This window comes from Arthrobacter liuii, assembly GCF_014639275.1.
In the GTDB taxonomy this organism is placed as follows: Bacteria; Actinomycetota; Actinomycetes; order Actinomycetales; family Micrococcaceae; genus Arthrobacter; species Arthrobacter liuii.
Window position 1 is genome coordinate 380,960 of the sequence record NZ_BMFW01000003.1, and the last position, 25,579, is coordinate 406,538.

Here is a 25,579-nt window from a genome sequence, read left to right on the forward strand (position 1 = left end):
TCAAAGTTCAGGCTTCATAGCTTGTGGCATACGGGGACCACAGCCAGCCATCGTCAATGCTATCGGTTCCGGCTGGGGCCGACCAACGCGGCACACGGCACGCTCACCCGTTAAACCCGGTTATGGCCAGCGTCCTGCTGATGCCGTCGAGGGGATGCGGGCCGTCCTCGGCGGCACTCTGGACGGACGCCGGGAAGGGCAAACTCTCCGCCCGGCTGAGGTCCCACGCCATGCTCGCACTGAGGCTGATGCCCCGGGGACCGGTCCTCCGGGTGGTGCCGCGGATCAGCAGCAGCCGGGTACCGAACAGGAGCGGTCCGGCGCTTTCCTGGGCCTCGTGGAAGAAGACCGAATCCACGCAGCCGGTGCCGTCGTCGATGCTGATGAACACCACTCTCCTGCCGCCGCGCATCGGCGGCGTCTGGGTTGCCACCCGGACTCCCGCCACCAGCACTTCTGTCCCGTTGCGCAGGCTGAGGAGTTTATCGGCAGTGGTGACGCCCAGTTTTTCCAGCAATGGCCGGTGGCTTTCCATGAGGTGGGTGCTGACGTCGACGGCCATGAGGTCGAGTTCCGCCCTGACGTTTTCCACCAGCGTGGGGGCGGGAAGTCCGGGTTTGATGTTGCGCAGTTCGATGTCGCCCAGGGGAAGGGACAACTGCCCTTCCAGCACCTCCACCCCTTTGCGGGCGCCATTGGCGGTTTGGAGCTGCTGCAGGTGGTGCACCAGGTCCGCCCGGTTGGCAGGGCCTCCGGCTTCACGGTGTAGGGAATCAAAGGCTCCCAGCTGTGCAAGGCGCCTGATGCTTGGCTTGCTGAGCCGCGAGCGCGTCCTGAGGTCCGCCAATGAGTCGTACGGCTGGCCGGCAACTATCCGCTTCAGTTCTGCAGCAGACAGTCCGTAAATCCCGTTCAGGCTGAGCCTGATCCCCAGCCTGCCGGCGTCATTGCCGGACCCGATCCTTTCCACCTGGTATTCGGCTTTGCTCCGGTTGATATCCAGGGGAAGGATGGGAATGCCCAGCCGGCGGGCTTCGGCAACAAGCAGCCGTTTGGGGTACATTCCGGGGTCATGCTCCCATAAGCCGGCCAGGAAGGCTTCGGGGTGGTGGGTCTTCAGCCATGCTGACTGGTAGGTGGGGACGGCGAAGGCAGCACCGTGGGCTTTGCAAAAGCCGAAACTGGCGAATGACTTCAATGTCCCCCAAACCTTGTCCACTACCTCGGGGCCGTACCCCTTGGTTTTGGCGTTGCGCCGGAAGTACTCCTCCACCTGTGCTTCACCGGCCTCGTTGCTCAACGCCCTGCGGAACTCGTCGGCTTTTGCCAGCCCGCAGCCGGTCATGATGTCAAGGGTTTTCAGGATCTGTTCGTGGAAGACCGTGACCCCGTGGGTTTCCTGAAGTACCGGCTTGAGGTCCGGGTGCGGGTAGACCTCAGGTGCGAATCCGTGCCGGTGTTCCAGGAAGGGCCGCACCATGTCCGATTTCATCGGACCGGGGCGGAACAGGGAAATATCGATGATGAGGTCGTTGAACTCCCGCGGTGCCATCTTCCCGATCAGTTCGCGCTGCCCGGGTGATTCAATCTGGAAACAGCCAAGGGTATGAGTGCTGCGAATCAGCTCGTAGGTCGCTTCGTCATCGAGCGGGACGGCGTTAAGGTCAATCCGTCCGTCCCCGGCAATATAGTCAGGCCCCGTGCCATCAGGACCTGGCGGGTGCTTGCCTGCTGCCACCACGTCCTTCTTGGTGGGGTGGATACGGATGATCTCCCGGACCGCGAAAGCCATGGCGCTTTGCATGCGCACACCCAGGACATCGAGTTTGAGCATGCCCATGGGGTCCATGTCATGTTTATCAAACTGGCTCATGGGCAGCCCAAGGCCGCTTGGCTGGACCGGTGTGCGGTCAAGGAGGCTTGCATCGCCCAGGATCACACCGCAAGGGTGCATGGAAATGTGGCGGGGCAGCCGGTCGAGCCGCTCGGTCAGGTCCACCAGCAGGTCCAGCTGCTGGTTACCGTCCGCGTCCCGCTGCTCCACCCGTCCCGCAAACTCCCGGAGCTCGGGTTTTTCCTGGAGTGCTTCACGGAATTTCCGCGCCGAGAACCGCCACAACTGCTTGGCAATTTCCCCCACCTCGCCGTCGTCCATGCCAAGCGCCAGTCCGGCGTCGCGGACTGCGCCCCGGGCGCGGTACCCGTTCTGCATGCTCATCAGGGTGACCCGTTCGGAGCCGAAACGTTCGAAGATCCGTCGGTAGACGTTATGGCGCTCCGCGCTTTCGACGTCGATGTCGATGTCAGGGAGGGTGGCGCGGTCATTGGAGAGGAACCGTTCGAAGATCAGGTCGTGCTGAAGGGGATTCACGTGGCTGACGTCGATCAGGTAATTGACCAGGCTGGAGGCCCCGGACCCCCTGGCCGCCGCCCTGACCCCCATGTCCTGGATCATCCGGGACACCTCTGCCACCGTCAGGAAGTAGGAGGAGAAGCCCAGGTTTTGGATGATGCCGAGCTCGTGCTCCAGCCTGGCCAGCATCTCCTGCCCTGCCTTGCCGCTGATGCCAGGGAACCGCCTGCCGATTCCTGCATGGCAGCGCTGGATGAGTTCGGCGTGCGGATCCTGGCTGATGCCAATGACGGACGCCTCAGGAACGACAGGCTGCTTCCACCCCATGTCGGTAGTTGGATCAATCCGGCAGAGGTCGGCGAGCGCCTCTGTCTGCGCCATCAACTGCTTGAGGTCTGCGGCACCATAACCGGCAGCTGAAATGATTTCCCTGCCCAGCCCCAGCATCTGCTCCGGGGTCTTCAGCCATCCTTGTCCGGTGGGCTGCAGGAGAGGTTCCCCTGCCAGTTCCGGCAGGGACTTCAAGGTCCTGGCAGAGTCGAGGACGTCAGCGGTTGGCGCTCCGTCTGCAGCGCAGTACCTCACTGCATTGGTAAGGATGGCGGGCACATGGTGTTCCTCGGCGAGCCGGAGCAGCCGGACAGCATGCGCAGTGCTGAACGGGGTCCCCGGGGCGCTGAGCTGGGAGACGATTTCCGCCACCACCGTTCCCGCGGGCATGGCATCCAGCCATTGCTTGAACAGGGTCCGGGGACGGAGGTAGCGCCGTCCGCCCATGGCCCGTCCGACGTCCGAATCAGGACCGAGCAGGACCGTCAGCACCGGTTTGAGGGTTTGGGGGTCGAGGGTGCGGGAAGCCAGTTCGGCCCTGGTGACCGCCGCGGGCACCGCTCCCCCGGCTTTCCCCGAGGTCCTGGCGTGGGCGTCGGAAACCAGCCGGCACAACGCCCGGTACCCGGCACCGTTGTTGTGGCCGCGGGCCAGCACCACCACCCTGCCTGCTACCTGCGTGCGGTGATCGCCGTCGTCGTCAAATACTGCAAGGTCTACCCCCACAATGGGGTCGATGCCCGCTGCCATGCAGGCCTTGAGGTGCTTGATAGTGCCGTAAAGGCCATCCCGGTCGGTGCAGGCGAGGGCCGTGGCACCATCGGCGGCGGCAGCCATGGCCAGCTCCTCCGGCCAGGAGACGCCGTAGTGGGCGCTGAATGCTGTGGAAACGTGCAGATGGGTGAAGCTCATGCTGTTCTGTGTTCAGGTTGTTCTGTGCTCATGCCGAGAAGGGGCTCATGCTGATTTGGGGCGGAGAGCGTCATGGATCCGCAGCAGCCGCCAACGGCCGCTGCGGATATGGCGGGTCAGGTCAAGGGTGAGGGGTTCAGCGCCGGCAGGTTCTCCTGATCCTCCGGGACGGCCCACCCCGGCAGCCAGCACCTGGACGCGCCAAATTTCGTGGTCCACCACGCCGGGCCCGCTTCCCAGCGGAGCCCTGCTGTCTTCAGCCCACCACTGCCTGCGTTCATACCATCGGACGGGTTCTGCACAGACGGTGAAGGACCTGCCTGCCCATGTCACTGCTTCCGGCTGCCCGGCAGCGGAGCACACCACGTCAACGGACTCGCTGAACATGCCCATGTGCGCCTCCCGGACGGTACTTCCTTTTCAAATATTCGAATATGTATTCGAATATAATCAGTCTACGCCGGGCAGGCAACAAAACATAGGCAGGGGTGGACTGGGCGTGCGGCAGGGAGCAGGATGTTGGCATGAGTACCGATGACGCACTCCTTAAGCAGGCAAGCATCAAGACCCAGGACTCCACCCTCGTTGCCACATTCGATATCGAAGGCGCCATTCCGGGCTCCGGCGCCTATGTGGTGGGGTTGATGGGAGCCTCGCCGGACTATTCGTTCCAACGCCGGCTGTGCATTGAATTCATGAATGGTGAGGCCATAGCCTGCTACTCATTCAACCGGGACCAAGGCATCGAGGAAGATTACGACCTGTCCGGGGTGTCCCACTCGGAAAACAGCATTACCGGGAACTTTCCCCTGGCAGCGTTGAACGGGCTCGGGCGGGAGCATGTCCTGTCAGCCTTCAGCGAGGCGGACGGACGGGAGTTCCAACACGGGGTGCCGGTAGAGGAAGCCCTGTAGGGCTCCTCCACCACCTCCTGGATCCTGCGCCGGAAAAACCCGCACCAGCACCCAAACGCAGGTCAGCCCTGTTCTTTGTGGATCCTCAGTTCAAGTTCAATGAACGCGGAGATCATTGCGCGGTACGTCGACTCGACGATGTCCGGGTCGATGTCCTTTTTCTCCGCAGCGGACCGCACATGCTCGATGATGCGCTCCACGCGGCCAGGGGCACGCACCTCGGCGTCGTCACCCTTGAGGGTCCCGGCAATCCTGATCAGCCGTTCGCGGCGGGCGATGAGGGTGACGATCTGTTCATCCACCTCGTCAACGGCAATCCGGACGGCAGCGAGCTGTTCCTTGTCGGCCCGGGCATCCCTATCGTTTCCTTGAATTGTCGCCATCATCTGACAGTATCGAAGCATGGAGCCCAGAGTCGACTTTATCTCGCTTGGTGTCCGCAACGTTGCGGAATCCCGCGCCCTCTACGTTGACGGCCTTGGCTGGCCCGTCCATCGGGAGGTTGCCGGGGAGGTGCTTTTTATCCAGGTGAACCACGGCCTGGTGCTCTCCCTCTGGGACGCACGCCAGATGCAGGCCGAGGCGGGCACCAGCCAGCCCGCGGGCGTCCCCTGCATCACCCTCAGCCACAACGTCAAAAGCCCGCAGGATGTGGACCGGGTTTTGGAAGAGGCTGCGGCGGCTGGCGCTGCCATCATCGCCGAGCCGGTAACCCAGCCGTGGGGCGGTTACACAGGCTATTTCGCCGACCCCGACGGGTTCCGCTGGGAAGTGGCGTACAACCCCGGATGGGCAGTGGACGACGCCGGCACGGTCACCGTCTGATGGGCCGCCGCGGCAGTGGCGGCGGCTGCTAGAACAGGGCTTCCACCGGCCGGATCAGTTCCGGGCCGTTGTTGCGGACATTGCCCACTTCCTTGCCCACCGATTCCACCTGCCAGTCGGCGGCGGCGTCCTTGACCCCTGACCGCACCAGGTCCACGAGTGCGGCGGCATCATCCGCCTGTGGGTCCAGCCAGGCTTCCATGGTGGTCTTGTCCATGGGGAGCGGCACCCTGTCGTGCAGTTCCGTCAGCTTCCCGAAGATGGTGGACTCCGTCCCTGGCGGCGGGGTGTCGGCCGTAAGGATGGACGTGGACAACAGCCAGTGTCCTGGCTGCCCCTCCGGCAGGGACGGGTCCTTCCACCACTCGTAGAGGCCGGCAAAAACCAGCCCATGCTCCCCGCCAGGGTGGACGTAATAGGGCTGCTTCGCCTTCCCAGGCCCCTGCTTCCACTCGTAGTAGCCGTCGGCCGGCACAGCACACCGCCGGGACTTCACGGCCTTCCTGAATGCCGGCTTCTCGAGCACGGACTCGCTCCGGGCGTTGATCATGCGTGAGCCGATTCCGGGATCCTTTGCCCAGGAAGGGACCAGGCCCCAGCGTGCCACATGCAGCTGGCGTACCTGCCGGGGCGCGGCATTGTCATCAACCAGGCGTTCCAGCACGATGGGCACGGCATCGGTGGGCGCTACATTCCACGACGGCGGGATGCTGACCTCGTCTTCAAGTTCGGCATCGAATTCAGCCAGGAGGTCCCCCACGGCGCGTGCCATTACGTAGCGTCCACACATGGCAACAGCTTGCCACCGCCGCCACATACTGTCATCCAGGCACCGCTGGGGTCACGCAACTCCAGGGAATACCCGCGGCCACGCTACGGTTGACAGTAAGGAAACCTTTCAAGCGACGTTTAGGAGATCCCTGTGGACTTCACTCCCGAATCCGGCACCATCACCATGTTTTCCACCACCTGGTGCGGCTACTGCAACCGGCTCAAGAAGCAGCTGGACGCGCAGGGCATCGGCTACACGGAAATCAACATCGAAGAGGTGGAAGGCACCGCAGACCTCGTGGAGCAGCTGAACGGCGGCAACCGCACCGTTCCCACCGTCCTCTTCCCGGACGGCACCGCTGCCACCAACCCGTCCGCTGCCGAGGTCAAGAGCCGCCTGGCTGCCTGACCGGCCGCCACGCGGCATTGAACCGTAAGCATGTGGCCACGCGACGTAACACTGATGCGGGTCATGCCCCCAGGCTGCTGAAGGAAGCAGATTCCAGCGCGGCATGGCCCGCATACGTTTCCAGGAGGGCCTGCTCCACAGCTGGCACGTCCAGGCCGGGCACCAGGTCATTGGCGGCGCCGGCGGTGGCAGGATCCCACGCCAGGCCCAGCGCGGCATAACTGTCGGTCAGGACTTTGCGGATGGGGGCTGAATCCTCCACCACGATGACGGAGCTGAAGAGCCAGCCGCCGGAGACCACCCTTTGGGCAGTGCCCACCAGTTTCACCTGCCGGGAGCTGTCCGCCGGATCGGTCCCGTGCACGCTGTATTCGCCGGGACAGTACTCCCCGGGGATTTCCCCCACTGCGGCCTGCACCCCGACGGTTCGCAGGGCCTCGGCAAAGAGCTCGCCGAAGTAGCCGAACCGGCTCTTGGACCCTGCGACTGCGTCCGTGTCCGGTTCGATATGGTCCACCACCAGGGTGCCCTGGTGGTAGGCAGCAGCGCGTCCCCCTGCCCTCCGGACCAGGGGTTCGAAGCCATTGTCCCGGCAGGCCTGGGCGGCCGCCTCGAAACCCGGCAACCGGGTGTCCCGCTGCCCGAACGCCACGGTGGGAGCCGGCCGGTACAGCCGGAGGGTGGGGCCGAGGGCGCCGGTCCTTGCCCTCGCCAGCAGCTCCAGGCCGAACTCGAGGTCGCGGCCGGCGCCGAGCGACACGTCCTGCCGCACCACGGTCAGCGTGCGGAGTCCAGTACCGGTGTGGTGCATTGTTGCGGGGCTCCCTGGGATTAGGCGTCGACAGGATTCCATGGCGACGGGTTCAAAGGCTGCGGACGGACAGGCCAACCTTAGGCTACGCCCGACGGCGGCAGCCGCCTCAACGCCCCCGGCGCCCCGCCCACAGTGCGTGCAGCAGCGGAACTGCCGATGCGGTCATCAGCACATTGCCCAGCATCAGGTCGTCAGCGCGGACAACGGCGCCAGCGAGCAGCAGGGCACCGAAGACCAGGGCGGAGGCTGAGCGGCGTACTGCCCGGTCCAGCCGGGCAGCCTGGCGCTCCAGGCGCGGGACGGCGACCTGCAGCGACCCTTCCTCAAGCGTGCCGGCCAAGGCGTCAAGCCGGCCGGGCAGGCGGAGCGCAACACCGGCGGCATCGAGGGCTTGCCGTGCGACGTCCTGCACCACGTTGCCGCGCTCGTTCCGCAGCAGCTGCGCCGCATAGGGCTCCACCGAATCCCAGAGGTTGAAGCGCTCGTCCAGGGCGCTGCACACGCCGGATGTCAGGGACATGGCACGGATGATCAGCAGGAAATTCTCCGGCAGCTGGAACGGCAGCGAGCGGACCACATCGCCGAATTCGACCGCAAAATCGCGGAACTCCCGGGGGTCCACTTCGCGCAGCTCGGCGAAGCCCATGCCGCCGAAGCGGGCAAAGAGCTGCGTCATGGCGCGCTCCAGGCCAGCGCTGTCGGCTGACGGCATCAGGACGCCCACATCGTTGATGGCCGCTACAAGTCCCTTTCCATCCCGGGCGGCGGCTGCGATCAGCAGCTTCCGCAGGCCGCTGCGCGTGGCGGCTGTCACCTCGCCCATCATGCCGAAGTCGATGAACGTCAGCTTCCAGGGAAGCTCCCCTGTCCCGGCAGGGACAGGGGTGACGAAGATGTTCCCCGGGTGCGGGTCGGCATGGAAGAAGCCATTGGTGAAGAGCTGGTCGAACATGATCGACGCAAACACCGGGGCAACCGCGGCGGGATCGATGCCGGCGGCGCGGAGAGCCCGGACGTCCGTGATCTTGATGGCGGTGACGTCCTCCAGGGTCAGTGCACGGCGGGTGGTCCGCTCCCAGACCACGCCCGGCACCGCCACCCTGCCGTCGCCGGCAAAATCCGCGGCGAACCGCTCGGCGTTGACGGCTTCGTGCAGGTAGTCAATTTCCGCCAGGCTGGTCTGCGCGAACTCCTCCACCAGGGCAGGCATGTCGGCGCGGCGCGAAACAAGGCGGATGTGGCTGAGCCAGCCGGCCACCTTGCGCAGGGCGGCGAGGTCGACGTCGACAATGGCGCCGATGCCGGGACGCTGCACTTTCAGGACCACGGCATCGAGTCCGGTGTCCCCGGCGTCCAGGGGATTCAGGCGGGCCCGGTGGGCCTGGCCCAGGGAGGCAGCGGCGATGGGCGTTTCGTCCACGGAGGCGAACACGTGCTCCAGCGGCGCACCCAGTTCCTGCGCTGCCAGGGCGGAGATGCCCCGGAAGGGGACCGGCGGGACCTCGTCCTGCAGCCCTTCGAGCTCCTTGGTGATTTCCGGGGGAAGGATGTCGAGCCGGGAGGACAGGAACTGGCCCACCTTGATCATCAGGCCACCGAGTTCCACGGCCAGGTCATGGAACCGACGGGCAAACCGCCCCATCCGCTGCGAACGCGTCCTGGCGGCGATCCGGCCGAGCCCTACGCGCGGCAGGAACAGCTCGAACCACCATGTGTTGGCAAGGTTCCAGGCGGCGAAGCGCAGGATCCGCCGGTAGCGCCCGCCGTGCTCCCGCCTGGGGCGCGGCGGGCCGGACCTGTCCTGGACCGTCGACGCCACCCCGTCAGTCCTGGGCGAGGATGGCGTACAGCCGGCGGCGGGCCTCGTCCAGCACCGCCACGGCCTGGTGCACCTGTTCGGGTGTACCTGTGCGGCCCACCTGGGCTGCGGCCTGTGCCAGTTCGATCCCCGCTTTGGGAAGGGAAGCAATGCCGCCCCCGGACATGGGGCCGGCCGGATCCCATGGCGCAGCTCCGTGGCGGGCCGCCACCTCCTCGCGGCCGGCTTCGGTCAGCGTGTAGATTTTGCGGCCATTGGATTCCTCGGCGCTGATCGAACCTTCATCCGCCAACAGCTGCAGCGTGGGATAGACAGAACCCGCACTGGGCTTCCAGCTGCCGCCGCTGCGCTCTTCGATCTCGTGGATGATCTGGTAGCCGTGCATGGGCCGCTCAGCGAGCAGGGCCAGCACCGCCTCCCGCACCTCACCTTTCCCGGCACGGGTTCCCACCCGCTTCTCGAACCGGGAGCGCAGCTCCTCGACGGCCTGCCACATGCCGTCCAGATTGTTCCCGCCGAATCCGCCTGCAGGGTATGAAGCACGCATGATGAACTCCTTTATCAGTCCCGAACGATATACAACGATACTCAGCGATACATCCGGGCACCATACCCGCCGGGGCGGCCACTGGCAGCTGCCGGCCGGCAGGAAACTGCGGTTCCGGTCAGGTCCTGCGCAGTGTCAGGATCTGTTCGGCCCGGCCGAACGGCCCCTGCCGGTCATGCAGCACCGTGGACGTCAGCCCGATTCCATCCCGGCCGAACGACACCGCGTTGTCGAGTCCCAGCCATTCCCCCTGGGGCCTGCGGTACATGTGGATCTGCAGGTCAAGGTTGGGAAACGCGTAGCTGTCCTTGCCGGGAGGGACCCGCGCGGCGATGCCGTTGGCAGTATCCACCAGCCCCATGAGGCGGGCGAAGTCCCCGCTGTCGGCGCGGTCGGTCAGGGGGTGGTCGGTGCGGAGCCACACTTTGCCGGCCCCCGGCCGGTGCCCTTCGGCCACCCTCATTTCCAGGGACCGGATGTAGCCGCCGGGCCAGACGGCAGAGCCGTCGTACGGCTTGCATTCGTCGGGGCCGGGTATTGCAGCGTCCTCGACGGCGGCCACCTCACCGGTATCACTGGTCAGCATGCGCCACCCTGTGGCACGGATCGCGGTCCGGCCGCCGGCCACCAGCTCGGCCTGCACCAGCTCGATGGTCCTCCCGGGCCGCAGCGTGGTGGTGTCGATCTGAAACCCGCCGCCCGGGATCAGGCCAAGGATCTCGTAGCTGATCCGCGCCATCCGCATGTCCTCCCGCGGCTGGTGCCGTTCCAGGACGTCCGCCATGAGTCCTGATGCCGGAGCCATGTGCTGTTCGTGGGCGTTCCAGGCACCCTGGGCGTGAATGGTGGACCGGAACCGGCCCCCGCCCAGGTCCTGGTAGTAGAAGTTGCCCCCGGCAAGTTCGGGCAGGTCTGCGGTCAAGGCTGGCCCCTTACGGAAATTCAGTGAATTGCCACTAACTCTATCCTCCTGGGTCCGCGGCGCGCGCCGACAGGCATACGAAATGTTGGATGGTGCCGGTGGCAATCGGGCTAGAGTAAGGAACTGATCCTGTCAGCAACCCTCAAAAGAGGTGTTTCATGCGCGTCATCAGCTACAACCTCCGCAAGCACAAGGCCAGTGGCGAGCTTCTCGCGCTGGCCCGGAACCATGACATCGATGCGCTGTGCCTCCAGGAGGTGGATTCCAGCGACCTCCCGGAGACCTTGGGCCCCCTGCACCTTGCGGACGTTACCAAGGGCAACCGGCTGGGCCTGGCCATCTACTACCGCACCAGCCGGTTTACGGCACTGGACACGCAGTCCTTCGCCCTGAAGAAATCCATGCATGACAGGGTGTTGGCTCCGGCGCATGAGCGGCTCATCGGCACCAGGGTGGTGGACAACGAAACCCAGCATGAACTGGTGATCGGTTCGTTCCATGCGGCCCCGCTGACAGCATCGAACTCACTGCGGCGGAAGCAGATCCACGCTGCCCACGCCGAGCTGCTGAGCATGGGCAGGGGCCTGATGACCTTGATGGTGGGCGACTTCAACTACCCGTTCTTTACCAAGAACCTTGACATTCACATGAAGAACTCGGGGTATGCCCTGTCGCTGAGCAACAGGCGGACCTACACCCGGTACAAGGTGTTCAAGGGCCACTTCGACTTCGCGACGTCACTGGGGCTGGACATCGCAAGTGTGGAGACGCTGCCGCGCGGAAATTCAGACCACTTGCCCATCCTGGTGACCGCCGAATACGGCGAAGGATACTAGCGAAAAACGCGGGGGTGCCGCCGGCTCACCAGGGTTCGTCGGTGTCCAGCCGCGCCAGCAGCTCCGGCCAGGCGGCAGCGAAACCAGGGTGCAGCTCAAGGGAATCCACCTCTGCCACCGGAATCCAGAGCAGGGCGATGCTTTCGGGGTCGCTGATGACGGGCTCGAAGGACTCCCGCACCCGCACCACCACCGTGGTGTAGGACCAGTAGCCGTGGTCCAGCACCGACGTGAACAGCACTTCCACGCTTTCCGATGGGACGGCGGCTTCCTCATAGGCCTCGCGGAGGGCGCCGTCCACTGCCTCCTCGCCCTCGTGCAGCGCCCCGCCGGGCAGGCCCCAAGTTCCGCCGTTATGGCTCCAGACGGCGCGGTGCTGCAGGAGCACGCCCCTGCCGGGGTCGTAGGCCAGGACGCCTGCCGCCCCGAACCTGCCCCAATACCGGCCGCGGTCCCCTTCCACCCAGGCGTCGCCGGGGTCGCGGGGACCGGTGCGCGGCGGCGGAGTGGAGGACGTACTGGAGGACGGAAAGTGATCCATCGCTCCAGTCTGACAGGTGAACCGGCCGGGGCGCAGTCCCGCTTGGCTGTCAGGGGTTGCGTCCGTGGTCGACGGCGAAATCGCCGCCGGGATACATGACCGTTTCGTGGCCGTCGTCGAAGCGGACAACGTAGGGTGGGCTTCCGCCCTCGCCGCGGACTTCCAGGATCACCCCGTGCCGGTCCGAGGAGCCAACGGTCCTCCCGTGCACGACGATGCGGTCGCCTTGGGCTGCCTCCATGCCAATCACCTCCCAGCCCCCAGATTACGACTCGCGGCCGCACGGGAACAGGGGGCCGTGGCAGGATTCCGGTATGCCGTTGAACCTTGTCCTGATCGCCGATACCCATGTGCCAAAACGGGCCAGGAGCCTGCCGGAGCAGGTGTGGCAGGCCGTCGAAGAGGCTGATGTGGTGTTCCACGCCGGCGACTGGGTGGAGGCGGCGCTGCTGGACGGGTTCGAACGCCGGAGCAAGCGGCTGCTGGGCGTTTACGGCAACAACGACGGCCCGGAACTTCGCCGGCGGCTGCCCGAAACGACCACTGCCACCCTGGAGGGTGTCCGTTTTGCGATGGTCCACGAAACCGGACAGGCGAAGGGCCGCGAGTTGCGCTGCGACGCGTTGTACCCCGACGCCGATGTCCTGGTGTTCGGGCACAGCCACATCCCGTGGGACACGGTCTCCCCAAACGGCCTGAGGCTGCTGAACCCTGGTTCGCCCACCGACCGCCGCCGGCAGCGCGCCTGCACCTTCATGGAAGCCGTGGTCGACGCCGGACGATTGGCCACGGTCAGGCTGGTGGAGGTCCACCGCAGCTGACCGGCCGTTCCGCTTGGCAGGGTGGGGATCCATTGCCTAGGCTGGTAACCGTAAGCATGCTTAGCTTTTTGGCTGTTGCGATTGTGTGATCGCAGCCTGCTTCAGTTTCCGGGGCGACGAACCCGCCCGAGTCCGCACGAACAGGAGGACCACCATGACTGACCAGTACACCTTCCGTAATCCCGTGACTGCCTACGAAAAGATCTCGCCGCCACAGCAGCACCAGCCCGAGCCGGGCCTCGATGCCGGGCTGGAGCCCAAGGCCGACCTGGGCGAAGAGACCTACCGTGGAACCGGACGGCTGCAAGGCCGCCGCGCCATCGTCACCGGCGCGGACTCAGGCATCGGCGCTGCAACAGCGATCGCCTTCGCAAGGGAAGGCGCCGACGTCGTGCTTTCCTACCTGCCGCAGGAAGAGGAGGACGCCTCCCGCATCGCCGGGATCATCGAGGCGGCCGGCCGCAAGGCCGTCAAGGTTCCCGGTGACCTCAAGGACTCGGCAACGTGCCGGGACCTGGTGGACACGGCAGTTGCCGTGCTGGGAGGGGTGGACATCCTGGTCAACAATGCCGGCAAGCAGGTTGCGCAGGAGGACCTGCAGGACATTACCGACGAGCAGTTCGACCACACGCTGAAGACCAACGTCTACGCCATGTTCTGGGTGACCAAGGCAGCGGTGCCGCATATGCCGGCCGGCTCGACCATCGTCAACACCACGTCCATCCAGGCCTACAACCCGTCGCCCACGCTGGTGGACTACGCCACCACGAAGGCCAGCATCAACAACTTCACGAAGGGCCTGGCCCAGCAGCTGGCGCCCAAGGGAATCCGGGTGAACGCCGTGGCCCCCGGCCCCATCTGGACCCCCCTTCAGGTCAGCAGCGGCCAGCCCAAGGAGGAATTGCCGGAGTTCGGCCAGTCCACTCCCCTGGGCCGGGCGGGCCAGCCTGCCGAGCTCGCCCCCGCCTACGTCTTCCTGGCCTCACCCGAGTCCAGCTATGTGGTGGGTGAAACCCTCAACGTCAACGGCGGCAGCCCCACGCCGTAGCGTCCCCCTGCCCCCTGGAACTGGAGGCAGGGCTCAGCCGGCCGCATCCTGGCGGGCAAGGAGCTCGTCGGTGGCAGGGTCCGGCTCGCCGTCGAAGAACTGGGCCAGGACGGTCTTGAACACTGTTTCTCCGGGTGCCGCCCGGAGAAACAGTGTCATGGAGGAGCGCAGTTTCCTGGCGTCGATACCGCCGAAAATGTCCTCGGCGGACTGGTCGGCGTGGTTGGCCAGGACCAGGGCGCACTCCAGGAGGCGCGGGCCCAGCACCTCGTGATCCAGGTAGGCGCGGGCTTCGGCCAGGGAGGAGATGGCGTATTTGCGCGATGTGGCGCTTTGCCCCAGTCCGGCGACCTGCGGAAAGATGAACCACATCCAGTGGCCGGATTTCCTGCCGACCTGCAGTTCCCCCAACGCCTGGTCATAGGTTCCGCCGCTGTCCTGGGCGGCGACGAAACGGTCAAGATCAAACGGTTCGTTCATTTGGGTCTCCTAGGTACATTTCACAGGGATAAGTCGTTCTCAAGGGCGTTGGCAGCCGCCCGCAACTGGGGGTCGGGGCCGTCCCGCCACCTTGCAAGGACAACGCCGGCCCGCTGCCGTTCGCGTTCCCCCAGCCGCGCCAGCAGGGGCACCAGGACGTCGGCCAGCAGGGGCTCTGCCAGGTCCGCAGCCTGGGCGGAGCGCAGGAAGCCTTCCAGGCGGGTCAGGTCCGAATGCCGGAGGACCCGCACGTTTGACTGCAGCAGCACCACGGCGGCCAGGCGGCGCTCGAAGACGGGACGGGCGCCGGGCCGCGGCTGTCCCCACAGGGCGGAGGCCAGCATCACCACGCCGTCGTGGTCCAGGCCCTTGAACTTGCGCAAGGCATCCCGGACGGTTCCGCGGACCGCACCCACGGACGAACCATAGGAGTCAAGCACCCCGCCCAGCCGGTGCCCGACGTCGTCCGCCCGGTACCAGGCGCCCTCGTTCCGGAGGGTCCGGTCAACGAAATCGGCCGCCGCCGGCACCACATCCGTCGTCGTCATCGTGCACGCCCCGCTGAGGCGTGCCGGATACAAAACGGGGTCCAGGGACGGGCCTCCAGCCTGCCTTCGGCGATGGGCTCGCCGCACACGGCGCAGGTTCCATAGGTGCCCCCCGCAAGCCGTGCCAGGGCCGCCTCGATCTGGTCCAGGCCGGCCGAGCTCTGTTTCAGCAGCGCCGCGGCCTGCGAAAGTTCAAAGGCGATTGTGGCGCCCTCCGGATCGTGCTCGTCATCGACATTGGAGTCCTGGCGGGCCAAATTTGCGGCGTCGATGTCAGCCCGCAGCGCCGGCAAGAGCGCCACCCGCCGCGCCCGCTCCTCTTCGAGCAGCGCACGGAACCGTTCGAAATCAGGCATGGAGACAGCCTAACGCGTCAGTCAGTACCAGTTCAGGGACACGGAGTGGTTCCACGCCCCGCACGGGGAACCGTAGCGGTCGCGGATATAGCTCAGGCCCCACTCCACCTGGGTCCGCTAGCTGGTCAGCCAGTCACTGCCGGCACTTGCGTACTTGCCGGGCGGCAGGGCCTGGGCGATTCCGTACGCTCCGGAATAGGCGTTTGTGGCGGTGGTCAGCCAGTTGGACTCCTTGGTCCACAGCTGGGCCAGGCACAGGAACTGGTCCTGCTCCCAGCCGTAGGCAGCCAGTCGCCCCGGCCGGATCGTTCACCGCTCCCCCTGGGACGGAAGGTACGACGACGGCGGGCGGGGCTGGCAGGGAAGGCGCCTGTGGCGCATCGGGGACGGAAGGAGCTGGATTGTTGACGGGCGCCGGATTGGACAGTGCGGGATTGGACAGTGCAGGATCCGCCGGGGCGGGGTTTGCCGCATTTGCGGCAGCGCCGGCGGGTGCTGCGGGCTTGGGCTGCCGGGCCGCCCCCGCGGCGGCGGCCGCGTTGGCAGCAGTTTCCGCCTGCACGCGGGCCTGCTCCTCCGCGGCCGCCCGCTTGGCCGCCTGGGCGGCCTCATAAGCAGCCAGCGCAGCCTGGCCCTGCCGGTACTCTCCCTCAAGGGCCGCCGTCGTACCCTTCAGGGCGGCAAGCTGGGCAGTCAATTCGCCGCCGTGCCGCTGTTCCTCGGAGACCTGGCGGGCCAGCGCATCCTGGGCCGAACGGGCAGCATCCTGTTTTGCTTTCGCTTCCCCGGACAGGCGCTCCCGCTCGCTCCTTGCAACCTTTTCCTGTTCGGTGAGGGCAGCGGCAACCTTACCGGCGGCCGCAGTATTGCTCAGAAGGGCGGCAGTCTTGTCCCCGACGACCTTGACCAGGTTGAGCCCCTGGACACTGTTGGTTTCCAGCACATCGAGCGCCACGAAGAATCCCGCGTTGGTCCCGCCGGTCTTGTATGACCGGACTGCCAGGGCGCCAAGCTCCTTCCGGTGCCGGGCTAACTCATCGGCTGCATGGGCCGCCTGCGCGGACAGCGCATCCAGGCGGGAGGTGGCCGCCTGGAGTGCGGCATCGGCAGCAGCATAGCCGGCGGCCGACCGCACCGCCGCTTCTCCCGCCCTCTCCGACTGCGCCTGCAGGCCGGTCAGAAGTCCGTTGATCGTGGTGATTTCCGCGGCTTTTGCCGCCTCCGAGGCCTGCGCGTCCTGCACGTCCGTCCAGGAGGGGTATCCGCCGGGCGGTGCGGGTGCCTCGGCCGCCGCCGGCAGCACCATGGTGGCGGCAAGGGCAGTGGCAATGAGGCTACCCATCACGGCGTACCTGGAGATGGTCACGGACAGGGGCATGGTCCCGAAGCTTACCGCCGGCAAACCGAAGCGGATACGAGGCCGCACCAGAATTGTTACGCAAAAGGCCCCAATTCCTATCTCGCGAGGTCATCCCGACATCCGGTGGATATCCAGACGTTTGCCAAATTCGAGAGAGGAACCTCGTATGTTATCTAAATGTGACAATCAGGGTGGGCGCGGGTTATGGTCTTTTGGTGTCCCTCCCAGACGGGACATTCCCGTCAGTATGCCGAGCCCTGCCGCTGATCATGGGATTCAACCGCTTTCCAGCTGGCAGGGACGGGGGAACCACGTTTCCACGGCCACATGTGGCCTTGGGGTTAAGTCGATAGCGCCTCCGTCCGTCGCGGAGCCGCTGCCGGCCGGGTATCTCCAACCCGAACCCGACAGCTCACCCCGCAGGCATGGGAGAGGCGATCAACCGTGTCAAAAAATTCCATCACTGCCCGTCACCGCGCGACTCCGGCCCGCTCCATAGTGCTCGAGGGCCTCGCCGTAACAGCCAAGTCCCAGGCCCGCTCGCTGGGCCGCCCGGCGCTCGCCGTTGCTGCAGCGTCCGGCATTGCGTTCGGTGTCGGCGCGCCGGCCCACGCCGGTGTAACCGGCCCGGACACCACTGAGAAGACCACCGTCCAGGCCTCCTCTGCGCCGGCAGCCCCGGCTGCAGCTCCTGCAGCAGCAGCAAACGTGCACACCGTCGTTTCCGGCGACACCCTTGGCGCCATTGCCGCAGCCTACGGCGTCAGCCTCAACGACGTCCTGTCCGCCAACGGCCTGGGACTGTCTTCGATCATCTACCCCGGCAACCAGATCCAGATCCCCGGTGCAGGGCACACCCCGGCCCCGGCGCCCGCCCGCGCAGCAGCACCCGTCCAGGCTGCAGCCGCCACCGCACCGGCGAACACGGGCATGAACATGTCGTACGCCTCCGCCACCCCGGTGGCATCCAGCACGGGTACCGGCGCTGCCATCCTGGCGTCCGCCTACGGCCAGGTTGGCGTGAACCAGGACTGCACGGCAATGGTCGAGAAGGCACTGCGTTCGGTCGGCAAGACCGTCGGCGACCTGGCCCCCACCCAGTTCTTCCAGTACGGCACCGTGGTAGGCAGCCCTGCTCCTGGTGACCTGATCATCACCTCCGGCCACGTGGGCGTTTACGCCGGTAACGGCCAGGTAGTCAGCGGCGGCGTCAACGGTTACACCACTCAGGTGCACCCGATCAGCTGGCTCAGCGGCTACTCCGCTGTCCGCGTAGCCTAGCCTGCGCGACGCTTCGCCATCGGCGAAGCTAGTCATGAGCACGAGGGCGGCAGCCGGGGATTCCCGGCTGCCGCCCTCGTGCCGTTTCCCTGCCGGCCCGACGGGAGCGGTCAGGTTCCGCAGAAGGTCATGTACCTGCCGAAGTCTCCAGGAGCGCCTTCCGCGTAGCGTTCCAGCCCGGGCCGTTCGGTGAAGGGGTCGCTGACTGCCTCGAGCAGCAGCTCCAGCGGTGCCAGGCTGCCGTCAGTGGCGGCGGACAGCGCCTCCTCAACGAGGTGGTTCCGGGGAATGTATGCCGGGTTCACGCTGTCCATCAGCTCCGGGTCGGGTTTGAGCGCCTGCCACCGCTGCGCCCAAGCATCGAAAGCGGCCAGGTCCAGAACCATGCCGCGCACGGGACGAAGGTCGCCCCGAGCTGCCTTGCCCAGGTTCCGGAAGAACAGGGTGTAGTCCACCGGGCCGTCCTTCAGGAGTGCGATGGCATCATCCACCAGGCCGGACGCGGCGTCGTGGTCACTTCCGGCGGCGCCTTCCAGGCCCAGCTTGGTTTGCATGCCGCCTGACCATGCCTTGCTGTACTGGCCCCGGAACCCGCCCAGCACCTCCACCGCCGGGGCAACCGCCTTCTCCTGGTCCTCGTCGATGAGGGGCAACATCGCCTCGGCCAGACGGGCAAGGTTCCATTCGGCAAGCACCGGCTGGTTGGCGTAGGCGTACCGTCCACTGACGTCGATGGAACTGTAAACGGCTGCGGGATCGAACGCGTCCATGAATGCGCAAGGGCCGTAGTCGATGGTTTCCCCCGAGATGGTCATGTTGTCCGTATTCATGACCCCGTGCACGAATCCCACCAGCATCCACCGGGCCACCAGGGCCGCCTGGGCTGAGACGACGGAGCCAAACAGCGCCAGGTACGGGTTTCCAGCGTCGGCGGCGTGTGGGTAGTGCCTGCTGATGGCGTGGTCCGCCAACCGCTTCAACAGGTCCATGTTTTCCGTAGCCCGCGCATACTGGAAGCTGCCAACGCGCAGGTGGCTGCTTGCCACCCGGGCCAGGACGGCGCCGGGCAGCATGTCATCGCGCCTGACCTGCCGCCCGGTTGCCACGACGGCGAGCGAGCGGGTGGTGGGAATCCGCAGGGCGTGCATGGCCTCACTGACAACGTACTCACGCAGCATAGGTCCGACGACGGCACGGCCGTCACCGGCCCGGGCGAAAGGCGTGCGCCCCGAACCTTTGAGATGGACGTCGAGGAGGCGGCCGCTTTGGTCCGTCACCTCACCCAGCAGCAGTGCGCGGCCGTCGCCGAGCAGTGGCGAGTACCCGCCGAACTGATGGCCGGCGTACGCCTGCGCCACGGGCGTGGCCCCGGCTGGCACATGGTTTCCCACCAGGAGCCGCACACCTTCGGGGCTGCGCAGGTAGTGCGGGTCGAGGCCCAGGTCTTTTGCGAGCTTTTCGTTGAGGACGAGAAGCACGGGGCTGGGCGCTTCCTCGGCCTGCCAGGGAACGGCGAGTTCCGCCAGTTCACGGGCGAAACGGCCGTCAAAAGTGACTGTGGATTCAGCTGCTGCCGTCATGGTTTAACCCTATCGCCGTAGTGTGGCCCGCTGCTTCCCGCGCCCGTTGACGCCGCGGCGGAACTGCGATGCGCTCCAAGTCGCGGGCGGCGATCACCGCGGTCCCGGGAGCGCGGGCCCGGGCCTGCTCCGCAAGCAGGGTGGCGTCGTCGCCGTACCGCGACGAGAAGTGGGTGAGCACCAGCGTCCGCGACTTCCCGTTCGCCGCCAACTCCCCGGCCTGCCCGGCGGTGAGGTGCAGGTATTGCCTGGCCAGGCCGCCGTCGTCGTCACTGAACGTTGACTCGGCGACCAACAGGTCTGTCCCCTCCGCCAGCTCTTCGGCGCCGGGGCACGGCGCGGTGTCCATGATGAAGGCAAAGCGCTGACCGGCCCTGGGAATGCTCACCGCCTCCAGCCTGACTGCGCCCAGGGCGCCCAGGCGCTGCAGCCGGCCCACGTCCGGCCCTGCGATTCCTGCCGCCCGCAACAGCTCCGGCAGGAAGGTGCGGCCGTCCGGCTCGGTGAGCAGGTAGCCGTAGGTCTCGATGCGGTGTTTCAGGGGCCGGATTTCCAGGCCGTCTGCCACGGGTCCGGCGCCGGAATGCGGGTGGAGCCGCAGGTCGACGCCCGGCGAACTGACAGCCACAAGGGCGCGGACCACCGGGTCACCGGTCGCCGGATAGTGCAGGTGGACCGGATGCCCGACGCCGTCCAGGGCCATCCGCGACAGGACACCGGGCAGCCCGTAGCAATGGTCTCCATGCACGTGGGTGAGGCAGATCCTGGTGATGTGGCCTGCCGCGACGCCGGCGTGGATCATCTGGCGCTGCGTGCCCTCGCCGGGATCGAACAGTAGCCCCTCACCGTCCCAGCGTAGGTAGTAGCCGTTGTGGTTCCGGGTCCGGGTGGGAACCTGGGAAGCGGTCCCCAGCACCACGAGTTCACGCACCGCTGGTGTCTGCCGACCCGGGGAGGAGCCCCTTGGCGTATGCGGCCTGGCCGACGTGTTGGAGGCAGTCCCCCAGGATGCTGACCAGCCGCACTCCGAGGGTCACAGGCGGGTTCCAGTGCTTGTCGACCACCCGGTCCAGATCCGGATCGCCTATGCCTTCCAGGACCCTGGCGGTTTGCCGGTGCACGGCGTCGTAGTACTCCTGCAGGAGTTCCCGGGGCGCCCTGACAGCGTCCACCTGCCGGCTGGAGTGGCCGTAACCCGTATCGCCGTCCGCCAGCGGGAGGCCGAAGCGCGATACGAAGCCCTCAGCCTTCCAGACCTGTTCCAGCCCCGAAGCGGAGGCGACCTGCGCATCTTCCACCCGGCCCGTGTGCCAGATCAGCCAGGCGATGGAATTGCCGTGCCCACCGGGACGGTGCTGCAATTGGGCGGAATCGAGCCCGTCGAGTGCCTGCCGGACCAGGACCGGGAGGCGATCGAAGGCCTCCAGCAGCAGTTCCTTGGATTGCATGAGTCTCCTTTCCTGCCGGCCGGGCCGGGGTGGGCCCGGCCCCCTCGGTTCCTAGCGTTCCAGGTCGTCCGGCTCGAACTCGCTGAGCGGCGATCCACCGAAGTTTTCCTCGTCGTCACTGGCGTCCGCCTCGAGGCCTGTGGGGGCTTCGCCAAAATCCACGTCCGCTGCGGCTTCGCCAAGGGTGGGGGTGTCAGGGGATACCTGCTCGTCACCGGCGCGGTACCGTGCCTGGGCGCTCTCGTCCCGGAGGGTTTGGTCGCTGAGGAAATCGTCCTCTTCACCCGAGACCGCCTCGTCCTGCAGCAACGGGTCCTCCTGCCAGCGGTCGGGATTGTTCTCGGCAGCTCCGGGGTAGCTGTCGGGCTCCCCCGATACGGGGTCCAGTTCAAGGGACGACGCGGCGGCGGGAGTTTCGTCGAGAAGTACGTCGTCTTCCTGTACCACTTCCAGCTCATCGTCGGGGACGTTCGGTTCAGTCACGATGATGCCTTTCTCGTTGACCTTGGACGGACAATAGTAAGCATACTGACGAACTGGCTTTCATGTGAACTGTAATAGTTCCGTTCCGGACATTGAAGTTCAGCATGGCTGATTCGGGGTAACGGAAAATAAGGGAAAGTGCACCAAAATCCAGGCCGTGTCCTGACGGCAGCAAGGAGAACCGCATGGAACGCAATGTGTCCCCGGACGGGCACCCGGCAGAGCCGGGCCGGCCCCAGTCCTTCACCGCCAGGATGACGGTCATGTGGACTGACGGCCTGGGCCGGGCAAGCATCAGGGCGGTCCAAACGCTCTCCGTGCTGGCGCTTACCTGGGTGGCGGTGCTGGCCGTCACCCGGGTTCCGCTGGTCACCATCCCTGTTCTGGTTGCGTTGATCCTTGCCTCTGCGATGGCGCCCGCCGTCCGTTGGCTCGCTGCGCGGGGCTTGCCCCGCGCAGTGGCAGTCCTGTCGTCCTTCCTGGTGATCGTGGCGGTGGCCGCCGGCGTGGTGGGCGGCATCATCGCGCTGGTCCGCCAGCAGGCGTCCGTCCTGGCAGCCCGGGCAGAAGCAGGCTTAGGGCAGCTGCAGCAATTCGTCACCACCGGCCCCGTCGCGTTGACAAACGACCAGATCGACGCCGCCCGGGGCGAGTTCCAGAAGTTCCTTGCCGGTGGCAGCCTGGGGGCAGACGCGTTGACCGGATTGAGGACTGCCGGGGAGATTGCGGCAGGATCAGTGCTGACGGCAGTGATCCTGTTCTTCTTCCTCAAGGACGGCGAAAAGATCCGGTCCTTCCTGATTGGATTCCTCCCGGGAACCCGCCAGGGCAAGGCACGCCTGGCGGCCGAACGCAGCATCGTGGTGCTGGGCGGCTACGTCCGCGGCACACTTATCATTGCTGCCATCGACGCGGTCATTGTCCTGGTGGGGCTCCTCATCCTGCGGGTTCCGTTGGCAGTCCCCCTGGCCGCGGTGGTCTTCCTGGGCGGGTTCATTCCCATCATCGGAGCAACCGCCGCGGGCAGCCTCGCCGTGCTGGTGGCCCTGGTGGAAAACGGCCCGGTTCCCGCGCTTATTGTCCTGGTGATCCTGGTGGCCGCCAACCAGTTTGAACACCACATACTCCAGCCACTTTTCATGGGCCGGGTGCTGCGGATCCACGGGCTGGTGATCATCCTTGCCCTGGCCGCGGGTGCGACCCTGGCCGGCGTAGTCGGTGCGTTGTTGGCGGTGCCGCTGGCCGCCGTCGGCTGGACCATCTACAAGACGCTCGCCGAAAGGGACACCCCCGGCCCGGAACCCATCGCGCCGGCAGCGCCCGGCGCGTAAAGCGGCCTGAACAGCGCGTCTGTGACTTTCGGCCCTACAGTGCCGGTGCCGCCAGGGCCAGTCTTGAAAGGCAGGACGTCCAGGTCAAGTCAAGCAGGGAGTGCGGCCATGTCATCGCAAAAACCCATCGCTGTGGGCACCAACGACTCAGCGCAAAGCCAGTCCGCAGTCCTGTGGGCAGCCCGCCGCGCCCGCCGCGCCGATCTTCCGCTGGTGGTCCTCCACGTGGTGGACGACCGGTGGGTCGCCGAGCCCTATCCGTGGTTCGGAACACTCCAGCAGGCCGGCGAGGAACTCCTGAAGACCGCGGCCGGCCGCCTCGAAGGAACCGAACCCATCACCCCCAGCACCGAACTGCTCACCGGAAGCGTGGGCGCGTCCCTGGCCAAGTACTCCAAAAGGACATCGATGATGGTCATCGGCTCCGGGAGCGGCCACATCGGCGGGGCCCTTGCCGACCGCGCACTCCAGGTGGCGACCGCAGCCAAGGTCCCCGTCGCCGTCGTGGGAACCCAGGACCTCGAAGGCCGGTCCGGGGTGGTGGTCGGCGTTGACGGGTCCCCCGAGTCAACCCAGGCCGTCGCCTTCGCAGCCGCCGAGGCCGACCGCGAGGGGGAGGAACTCACCGTGGTCTATGCAGTGGATGTTCCCGACCCAATCGTCGACGCCGGTCTTTCACCGGCAGCCCTGGCAGACCTCATCGTGGACGAGGAACGCACGGTGCTCGCTGAAACCGTCGCCGGACTCAAAGAAGACTACCCGGACCTGACCGTGCACCAGCGGCTCGAAACCGAAAAGGGCGCCGTGGACGCCCTCGTGGACGCGGCCGCCGGAGCAAAGCTACTGGTGGTGGGCAGCCGTGGCAGGGGTGCGTTCAAGCGCCTCCTGCTCGGTTCGACTGCACACGGCGTCCTCAAGCACCTCCCCTGCCCCACGATCATCACGCGAACCCAAACCGAGAAGACCAGCTAGGCCGCAGCGCCCGCGGATCTTCCTCCAAGCCCTGGGAATCCCTCACGCGGAAGGTGCAACACCATGAAGAAGCCCGCCGCCATCATCATGCTGATCCTCGGGATCCTGATAACGCTCCCGGGCCTGGCAGCCTTGGCGGGCGGGGCCGTGGCTTCGGCGGTGGGGTCCATCCAGGGGGATGGATACCTGACGTCCGGCACGTCGCATTTTTCGGTCAGTTCCTTTGCCCTGACCTCCCCGCGGGCCGAGGCCATTGGGGAGGATGTACCCGGCAGGCTTCCCTTTGATATCGGCACCCTTCGGCTGCGGGTCGAATCGGTGACGCCGGACAAACCGGTGTTCATTGGCATCGGCCCGCAGGCCGACGTCGAACGGTACCTGTCAGGTGTGCACCACTCGGAGCTGCTCAACATCCGCCAACGGCCGTTCCGCGCCGAATACCGCGATGTCCCGGGAGGCAATCCGGCATCACCACCTGCGGACCAGCGCTTCTGGACCGCTTCCGTGTCAGGCTCCGGAGAGCAGGAGCTCACCTGGAACATCACCCCCGGAACATGGGAAGTGGTGGTGATGAATGCGGACGCATCTTCCGGAGTGGACGTCCGCGCCCAGGCAGGCTTCCGCTCCGACCTGTTCCGGCCGGCAGCCACCGGCCTCCTGGTGGGCGGAATCATTGCCCTGGTCGTCGGGATCCCCCTCATCATCTTTGGGGCAGCGGGACTGGGGCGGCATGCAGGCCCGCCCTCCGGAGGTCCCGGCTACCGGGGGCCGGCGCAGGGTGGGCCGCCAACGGGAGGGCCGGCCATGGCTGGGCCGGGCTACCCGGGAACGGGGTACCCGGGAGGGGGCTACCCCGGACAGACCGGACAGGGGCAAGCTGGGCAGGGCCCGGCAGGGCAGGGAGCGTCACCTGCGTCATGGAGCCAGCCGGGAGCCCAAGCAGTCCCTGCAGCAACCGGGGCGACACTTCCGCCCCAGGCCTTGGCCCCGGCACCTCCGGCGGGCCCGGCTTATCCGGCACGGCTCTTTGGCGAAATCGATCCCGGCCTTTCACGGTGGATGTGGCTGGTCAAATGGTTCCTTGCCATCCCACATTTCTTCCTTCTCTTCTTCCTGTGGTTCGCGTTCGCCATCACCACCATCGTGGCGGGCTTCGCCATCCTGTTCACCGGCCGCTACCCGCGGGCGCTGTTCGACTTCAACGTGGGCGTCCTGCGGTGGAACTGGAGGGTCGCGTTCTACGCCTACGCCGCCGTGGGCACCGACCTGTACCCGCCGTTCACGCTGAAGGCAGCGAACTATCCGGCCGACTTTGAGGTGGAGTACCCGCAGCGGCTCTCCCGCGGGCTGGTGCTGGTGAAATGGTGGCTCCTGACCATCCCGCACCTGCTCCTGGTGGCCGCTTTCACAGGAACCACAGCAACCGTATGGAGGTTGCAGACAGAGGACAACGTCATACTCACCACCTACGAGCGGGGATCAGGCATATCCCTGCTCGGGCTGCTGGTCCTGATCGCGGCAGTGATCCTGCTGTTCAGCGGCCGCTACCAGCGGCCGCTGTTCGACCTCATTCTTGGCATCAACCGCTGGATCTACCGTGTGCTGGTTTACACAGCATTGATGCGCGATGAGTATCCACCGTTCCGGCTGGACCAGGGCGCCGGCGAGCCGGAGTGGCGGGGGGATGTCACTTACGCGGCCGGAGAGCCCCCCGCAGGGGTGCCGCCCGCCGGCGCGCCGTGACCTTCGGCCCTAGGGCGTGTCTCCTAAAGCTGTCAGCCAGATGCTGATTGCTCGGAGGACTGCTCCGCCGCGGTAGGTGAGGGCGAGTTTGTCGTAGCGGGTTGCCAGGGCCCGCCACTGTTTGAAGGTGTTGAA

At 66.3% G+C, this 25,579-nt stretch carries 28 protein-coding genes, 1 pseudogene and 1 riboswitch; of the genes and pseudogenes, 10 read left to right on the forward strand and 19 right to left on the reverse strand.

The window, feature by feature from the left end; all coding sequences use genetic code 11:
• Positions 1 to 103 precede the first annotated feature (103 nt).
• Together IEW19_RS05680 and IEW19_RS05685 are read right to left on the reverse strand one after the other, a co-directional pair.
• Positions 104 to 3,595 carry a DNA polymerase III subunit alpha gene (locus IEW19_RS05680; RefSeq protein ID WP_188570689.1) on the reverse strand — a complete coding sequence of 1,164 codons (3,492 nt, stop codon included), beginning with the start codon at positions 3,593 to 3,595 and terminating at the stop codon, positions 104 to 106.
• Positions 3,596 to 3,640: 45 nt separating this feature from the next.
• Positions 3,641 to 3,988, reverse strand: a complete 348-nt coding sequence (locus tag IEW19_RS05685) for a DUF6504 family protein (protein ID WP_188570690.1) — start codon at positions 3,986 to 3,988, stop codon at positions 3,641 to 3,643.
• A gap of 131 nt (positions 3,989 to 4,119) precedes the next feature.
• On the opposite strand from IEW19_RS05685, the gene IEW19_RS05690 reads away from it, so the two are divergent.
• Complete coding sequence (locus tag IEW19_RS05690; protein ID WP_188570691.1) at positions 4,120 to 4,509, forward strand: hypothetical protein; 390 nt, start codon at positions 4,120 to 4,122, stop codon at positions 4,507 to 4,509.
• 62 nt (positions 4,510 to 4,571) lie between these two features.
• Here the strand turns inward: IEW19_RS05690 and IEW19_RS05695 are convergent, their stop codons facing one another.
• A complete protein-coding gene (locus IEW19_RS05695; protein ID WP_373283565.1) occupies positions 4,572 to 4,895 on the reverse strand; it encodes a chorismate mutase in 324 nt (107 codons plus the stop codon).
• A gap of 16 nt (positions 4,896 to 4,911) precedes the next feature.
• On the opposite strand from IEW19_RS05695, the gene IEW19_RS05700 reads away from it, so the two are divergent.
• Entirely contained in the window at positions 4,912 to 5,334 is a 423-nt protein-coding gene (locus tag IEW19_RS05700; RefSeq protein WP_188570693.1) for a VOC family protein, read from the forward strand.
• Between the two features lie 28 nt (positions 5,335 to 5,362).
• Here IEW19_RS05700 and IEW19_RS05705 read toward each other — a convergent pair whose 3' ends face one another.
• Positions 5,363 to 6,124 (reverse strand): SOS response-associated peptidase, encoded by a 762-nt coding sequence (locus IEW19_RS05705; RefSeq protein WP_188570694.1) that lies wholly within the window; start codon positions 6,122 to 6,124, stop codon positions 5,363 to 5,365.
• A 132-nt stretch (positions 6,125 to 6,256) separates the two neighbouring features.
• Between IEW19_RS05705 and IEW19_RS05710 the strand changes: the two genes are divergently transcribed.
• A complete protein-coding gene (locus IEW19_RS05710; protein WP_011692168.1) occupies positions 6,257 to 6,514 on the forward strand; it encodes a mycoredoxin in 258 nt (85 codons plus the stop codon).
• A gap of 61 nt (positions 6,515 to 6,575) precedes the next feature.
• Here the strand turns inward: IEW19_RS05710 and IEW19_RS05715 are convergent, their stop codons facing one another.
• From IEW19_RS05715 to IEW19_RS05730, 4 genes are all read right to left on the reverse strand, one after another.
• On the reverse strand, positions 6,576 to 7,325 hold the full coding sequence (locus IEW19_RS05715; protein ID WP_188570695.1) for a lipoate--protein ligase family protein: 750 nt from the start codon (positions 7,323 to 7,325) through the stop codon (positions 6,576 to 6,578).
• Between the two features lie 109 nt (positions 7,326 to 7,434).
• Positions 7,435 to 9,147 (reverse strand): ABC1 kinase family protein, encoded by a 1,713-nt coding sequence (locus IEW19_RS05720; protein ID WP_188570696.1) that lies wholly within the window; start codon positions 9,145 to 9,147, stop codon positions 7,435 to 7,437.
• 4 nt (positions 9,148 to 9,151) lie between these two features.
• Positions 9,152 to 9,694: a PadR family transcriptional regulator gene (locus tag IEW19_RS05725; protein ID WP_188570697.1), complete on the reverse strand. Its 543-nt coding sequence runs from the start codon at positions 9,692 to 9,694 to the stop codon at positions 9,152 to 9,154.
• Between the two features lie 118 nt (positions 9,695 to 9,812).
• Positions 9,813 to 10,616: a thioesterase family protein gene (locus IEW19_RS05730; protein WP_188570698.1), complete on the reverse strand. Its 804-nt coding sequence runs from the start codon at positions 10,614 to 10,616 to the stop codon at positions 9,813 to 9,815.
• 158 nt (positions 10,617 to 10,774) lie between these two features.
• Between IEW19_RS05730 and IEW19_RS05735 the strand changes: the two genes are divergently transcribed.
• A complete protein-coding gene (locus IEW19_RS05735) occupies positions 10,775 to 11,452 on the forward strand; it encodes an endonuclease/exonuclease/phosphatase family protein (RefSeq protein ID WP_188570699.1) in 678 nt (225 codons plus the stop codon).
• Positions 11,453 to 11,477: 25 nt separating this feature from the next.
• Here IEW19_RS05735 and IEW19_RS05740 read toward each other — a convergent pair whose 3' ends face one another.
• A complete protein-coding gene (locus IEW19_RS05740; protein WP_188570700.1) occupies positions 11,478 to 11,993 on the reverse strand; it encodes an NUDIX domain-containing protein in 516 nt (171 codons plus the stop codon).
• Positions 11,994 to 12,042: 49 nt separating this feature from the next.
• A complete protein-coding gene (locus tag IEW19_RS05745) occupies positions 12,043 to 12,234 on the reverse strand; it encodes a DUF1918 domain-containing protein (protein WP_188570701.1) in 192 nt (63 codons plus the stop codon).
• 73 nt (positions 12,235 to 12,307) lie between these two features.
• On the opposite strand from IEW19_RS05745, the gene IEW19_RS05750 reads away from it, so the two are divergent.
• Both IEW19_RS05750 and IEW19_RS05755 read left to right on the forward strand, forming a co-directional pair.
• On the forward strand, positions 12,308 to 12,814 hold the full coding sequence (locus IEW19_RS05750; RefSeq protein ID WP_188570702.1) for a metallophosphoesterase family protein: 507 nt from the start codon (positions 12,308 to 12,310) through the stop codon (positions 12,812 to 12,814).
• Between the two features lie 154 nt (positions 12,815 to 12,968).
• Entirely contained in the window at positions 12,969 to 13,862 is an 894-nt protein-coding gene (locus tag IEW19_RS05755) for a glucose 1-dehydrogenase (RefSeq protein WP_188570703.1), read from the forward strand.
• Between the two features lie 33 nt (positions 13,863 to 13,895).
• Here IEW19_RS05755 and IEW19_RS05760 read toward each other — a convergent pair whose 3' ends face one another.
• The 5 genes and pseudogenes from IEW19_RS05760 to IEW19_RS05775 form a co-directional block, all read right to left on the reverse strand.
• Positions 13,896 to 14,342, reverse strand: coding sequence for a DUF1810 domain-containing protein (locus tag IEW19_RS05760; RefSeq protein WP_188570704.1), 447 nt, complete (start codon positions 14,340 to 14,342; stop codon positions 13,896 to 13,898).
• Positions 14,343 to 14,362: 20 nt separating this feature from the next.
• Entirely contained in the window at positions 14,363 to 14,890 is a 528-nt protein-coding gene (locus tag IEW19_RS05765) for a DNA alkylation repair protein (RefSeq protein WP_188570705.1), read from the reverse strand.
• A complete protein-coding gene (locus IEW19_RS05770; RefSeq protein ID WP_188570706.1) occupies positions 14,887 to 15,246 on the reverse strand; it encodes a TraR/DksA family transcriptional regulator in 360 nt (119 codons plus the stop codon). Before IEW19_RS05770 ends, IEW19_RS05765 begins: the two co-directional genes overlap by 4 nt.
• Positions 15,247 to 15,267: 21 nt before the next feature.
• Positions 15,268 to 15,465 (reverse strand): annotated as a pseudogene (locus IEW19_RS24415) (aggregation-promoting factor C-terminal-like domain-containing protein).
• Positions 15,380 to 16,624, reverse strand: a complete 1,245-nt coding sequence (locus tag IEW19_RS05775; protein WP_308419982.1) for a coiled-coil domain-containing protein — start codon at positions 16,622 to 16,624, stop codon at positions 15,380 to 15,382. Before IEW19_RS05775 ends, IEW19_RS24415 begins: the two are co-directional and overlap by 86 nt.
• 250 nt (positions 16,625 to 16,874) lie before the next feature.
• Positions 16,875 to 17,047, forward strand: a riboswitch (cyclic di-AMP (ydaO/yuaA leader).
• Positions 17,048 to 17,050: 3 nt separating this feature from the next.
• On the opposite strand from IEW19_RS05775, the gene IEW19_RS05780 reads away from it, so the two are divergent.
• A complete protein-coding gene (locus tag IEW19_RS05780; protein WP_188570707.1) occupies positions 17,051 to 17,887 on the forward strand; it encodes a C40 family peptidase in 837 nt (278 codons plus the stop codon).
• A gap of 110 nt (positions 17,888 to 17,997) precedes the next feature.
• Here IEW19_RS05780 and IEW19_RS05785 read toward each other — a convergent pair whose 3' ends face one another.
• The 4 genes from IEW19_RS05785 to IEW19_RS05800 are packed head-to-tail and all read right to left on the reverse strand — an operon-like array spanning position 17,998 to position 21,398.
• Positions 17,998 to 19,467 (reverse strand): protein adenylyltransferase SelO, encoded by a 1,470-nt coding sequence (locus tag IEW19_RS05785; RefSeq protein WP_188570708.1) that lies wholly within the window; start codon positions 19,465 to 19,467, stop codon positions 17,998 to 18,000.
• Entirely contained in the window at positions 19,451 to 20,398 is a 948-nt protein-coding gene (locus IEW19_RS05790) for a ribonuclease Z (protein WP_188570709.1), read from the reverse strand. The genes IEW19_RS05785 and IEW19_RS05790 overlap by 17 nt, the downstream gene beginning before the upstream one ends.
• Positions 20,391 to 20,915, reverse strand: a complete 525-nt coding sequence (locus tag IEW19_RS05795) for a mycothiol transferase (protein WP_188570710.1) — start codon at positions 20,913 to 20,915, stop codon at positions 20,391 to 20,393. Before IEW19_RS05795 ends, IEW19_RS05790 begins: the two co-directional genes overlap by 8 nt.
• Positions 20,916 to 20,966: 51 nt before the next feature.
• Positions 20,967 to 21,398 carry a hypothetical protein gene (locus tag IEW19_RS05800; RefSeq protein ID WP_188570711.1) on the reverse strand — a complete coding sequence of 144 codons (432 nt, stop codon included), beginning with the start codon at positions 21,396 to 21,398 and terminating at the stop codon, positions 20,967 to 20,969.
• Positions 21,399 to 21,583: 185 nt separating this feature from the next.
• On the opposite strand from IEW19_RS05800, the gene IEW19_RS05805 reads away from it, so the two are divergent.
• The 3 genes from IEW19_RS05805 to IEW19_RS05815 all read left to right on the forward strand — a co-directional run bounded on the left by IEW19_RS05805 (position 21,584) and on the right by IEW19_RS05815 (position 25,444).
• The gene (locus IEW19_RS05805) at positions 21,584 to 22,729 is read left to right on the forward strand and encodes an AI-2E family transporter (protein ID WP_229748351.1); all 1,146 of its coding nucleotides are present in this window, start codon (positions 21,584 to 21,586) and stop codon (positions 22,727 to 22,729) included.
• 108 nt (positions 22,730 to 22,837) lie between these two features.
• Positions 22,838 to 23,701: a universal stress protein gene (locus IEW19_RS05810; RefSeq protein WP_188570712.1), complete on the forward strand. Its 864-nt coding sequence runs from the start codon at positions 22,838 to 22,840 to the stop codon at positions 23,699 to 23,701.
• Between the two features lie 63 nt (positions 23,702 to 23,764).
• On the forward strand, positions 23,765 to 25,444 hold the full coding sequence (locus tag IEW19_RS05815; protein WP_188570713.1) for a DUF4389 domain-containing protein: 1,680 nt from the start codon (positions 23,765 to 23,767) through the stop codon (positions 25,442 to 25,444).
• Positions 25,445 to 25,579: the final 135 nt, after the last annotated feature.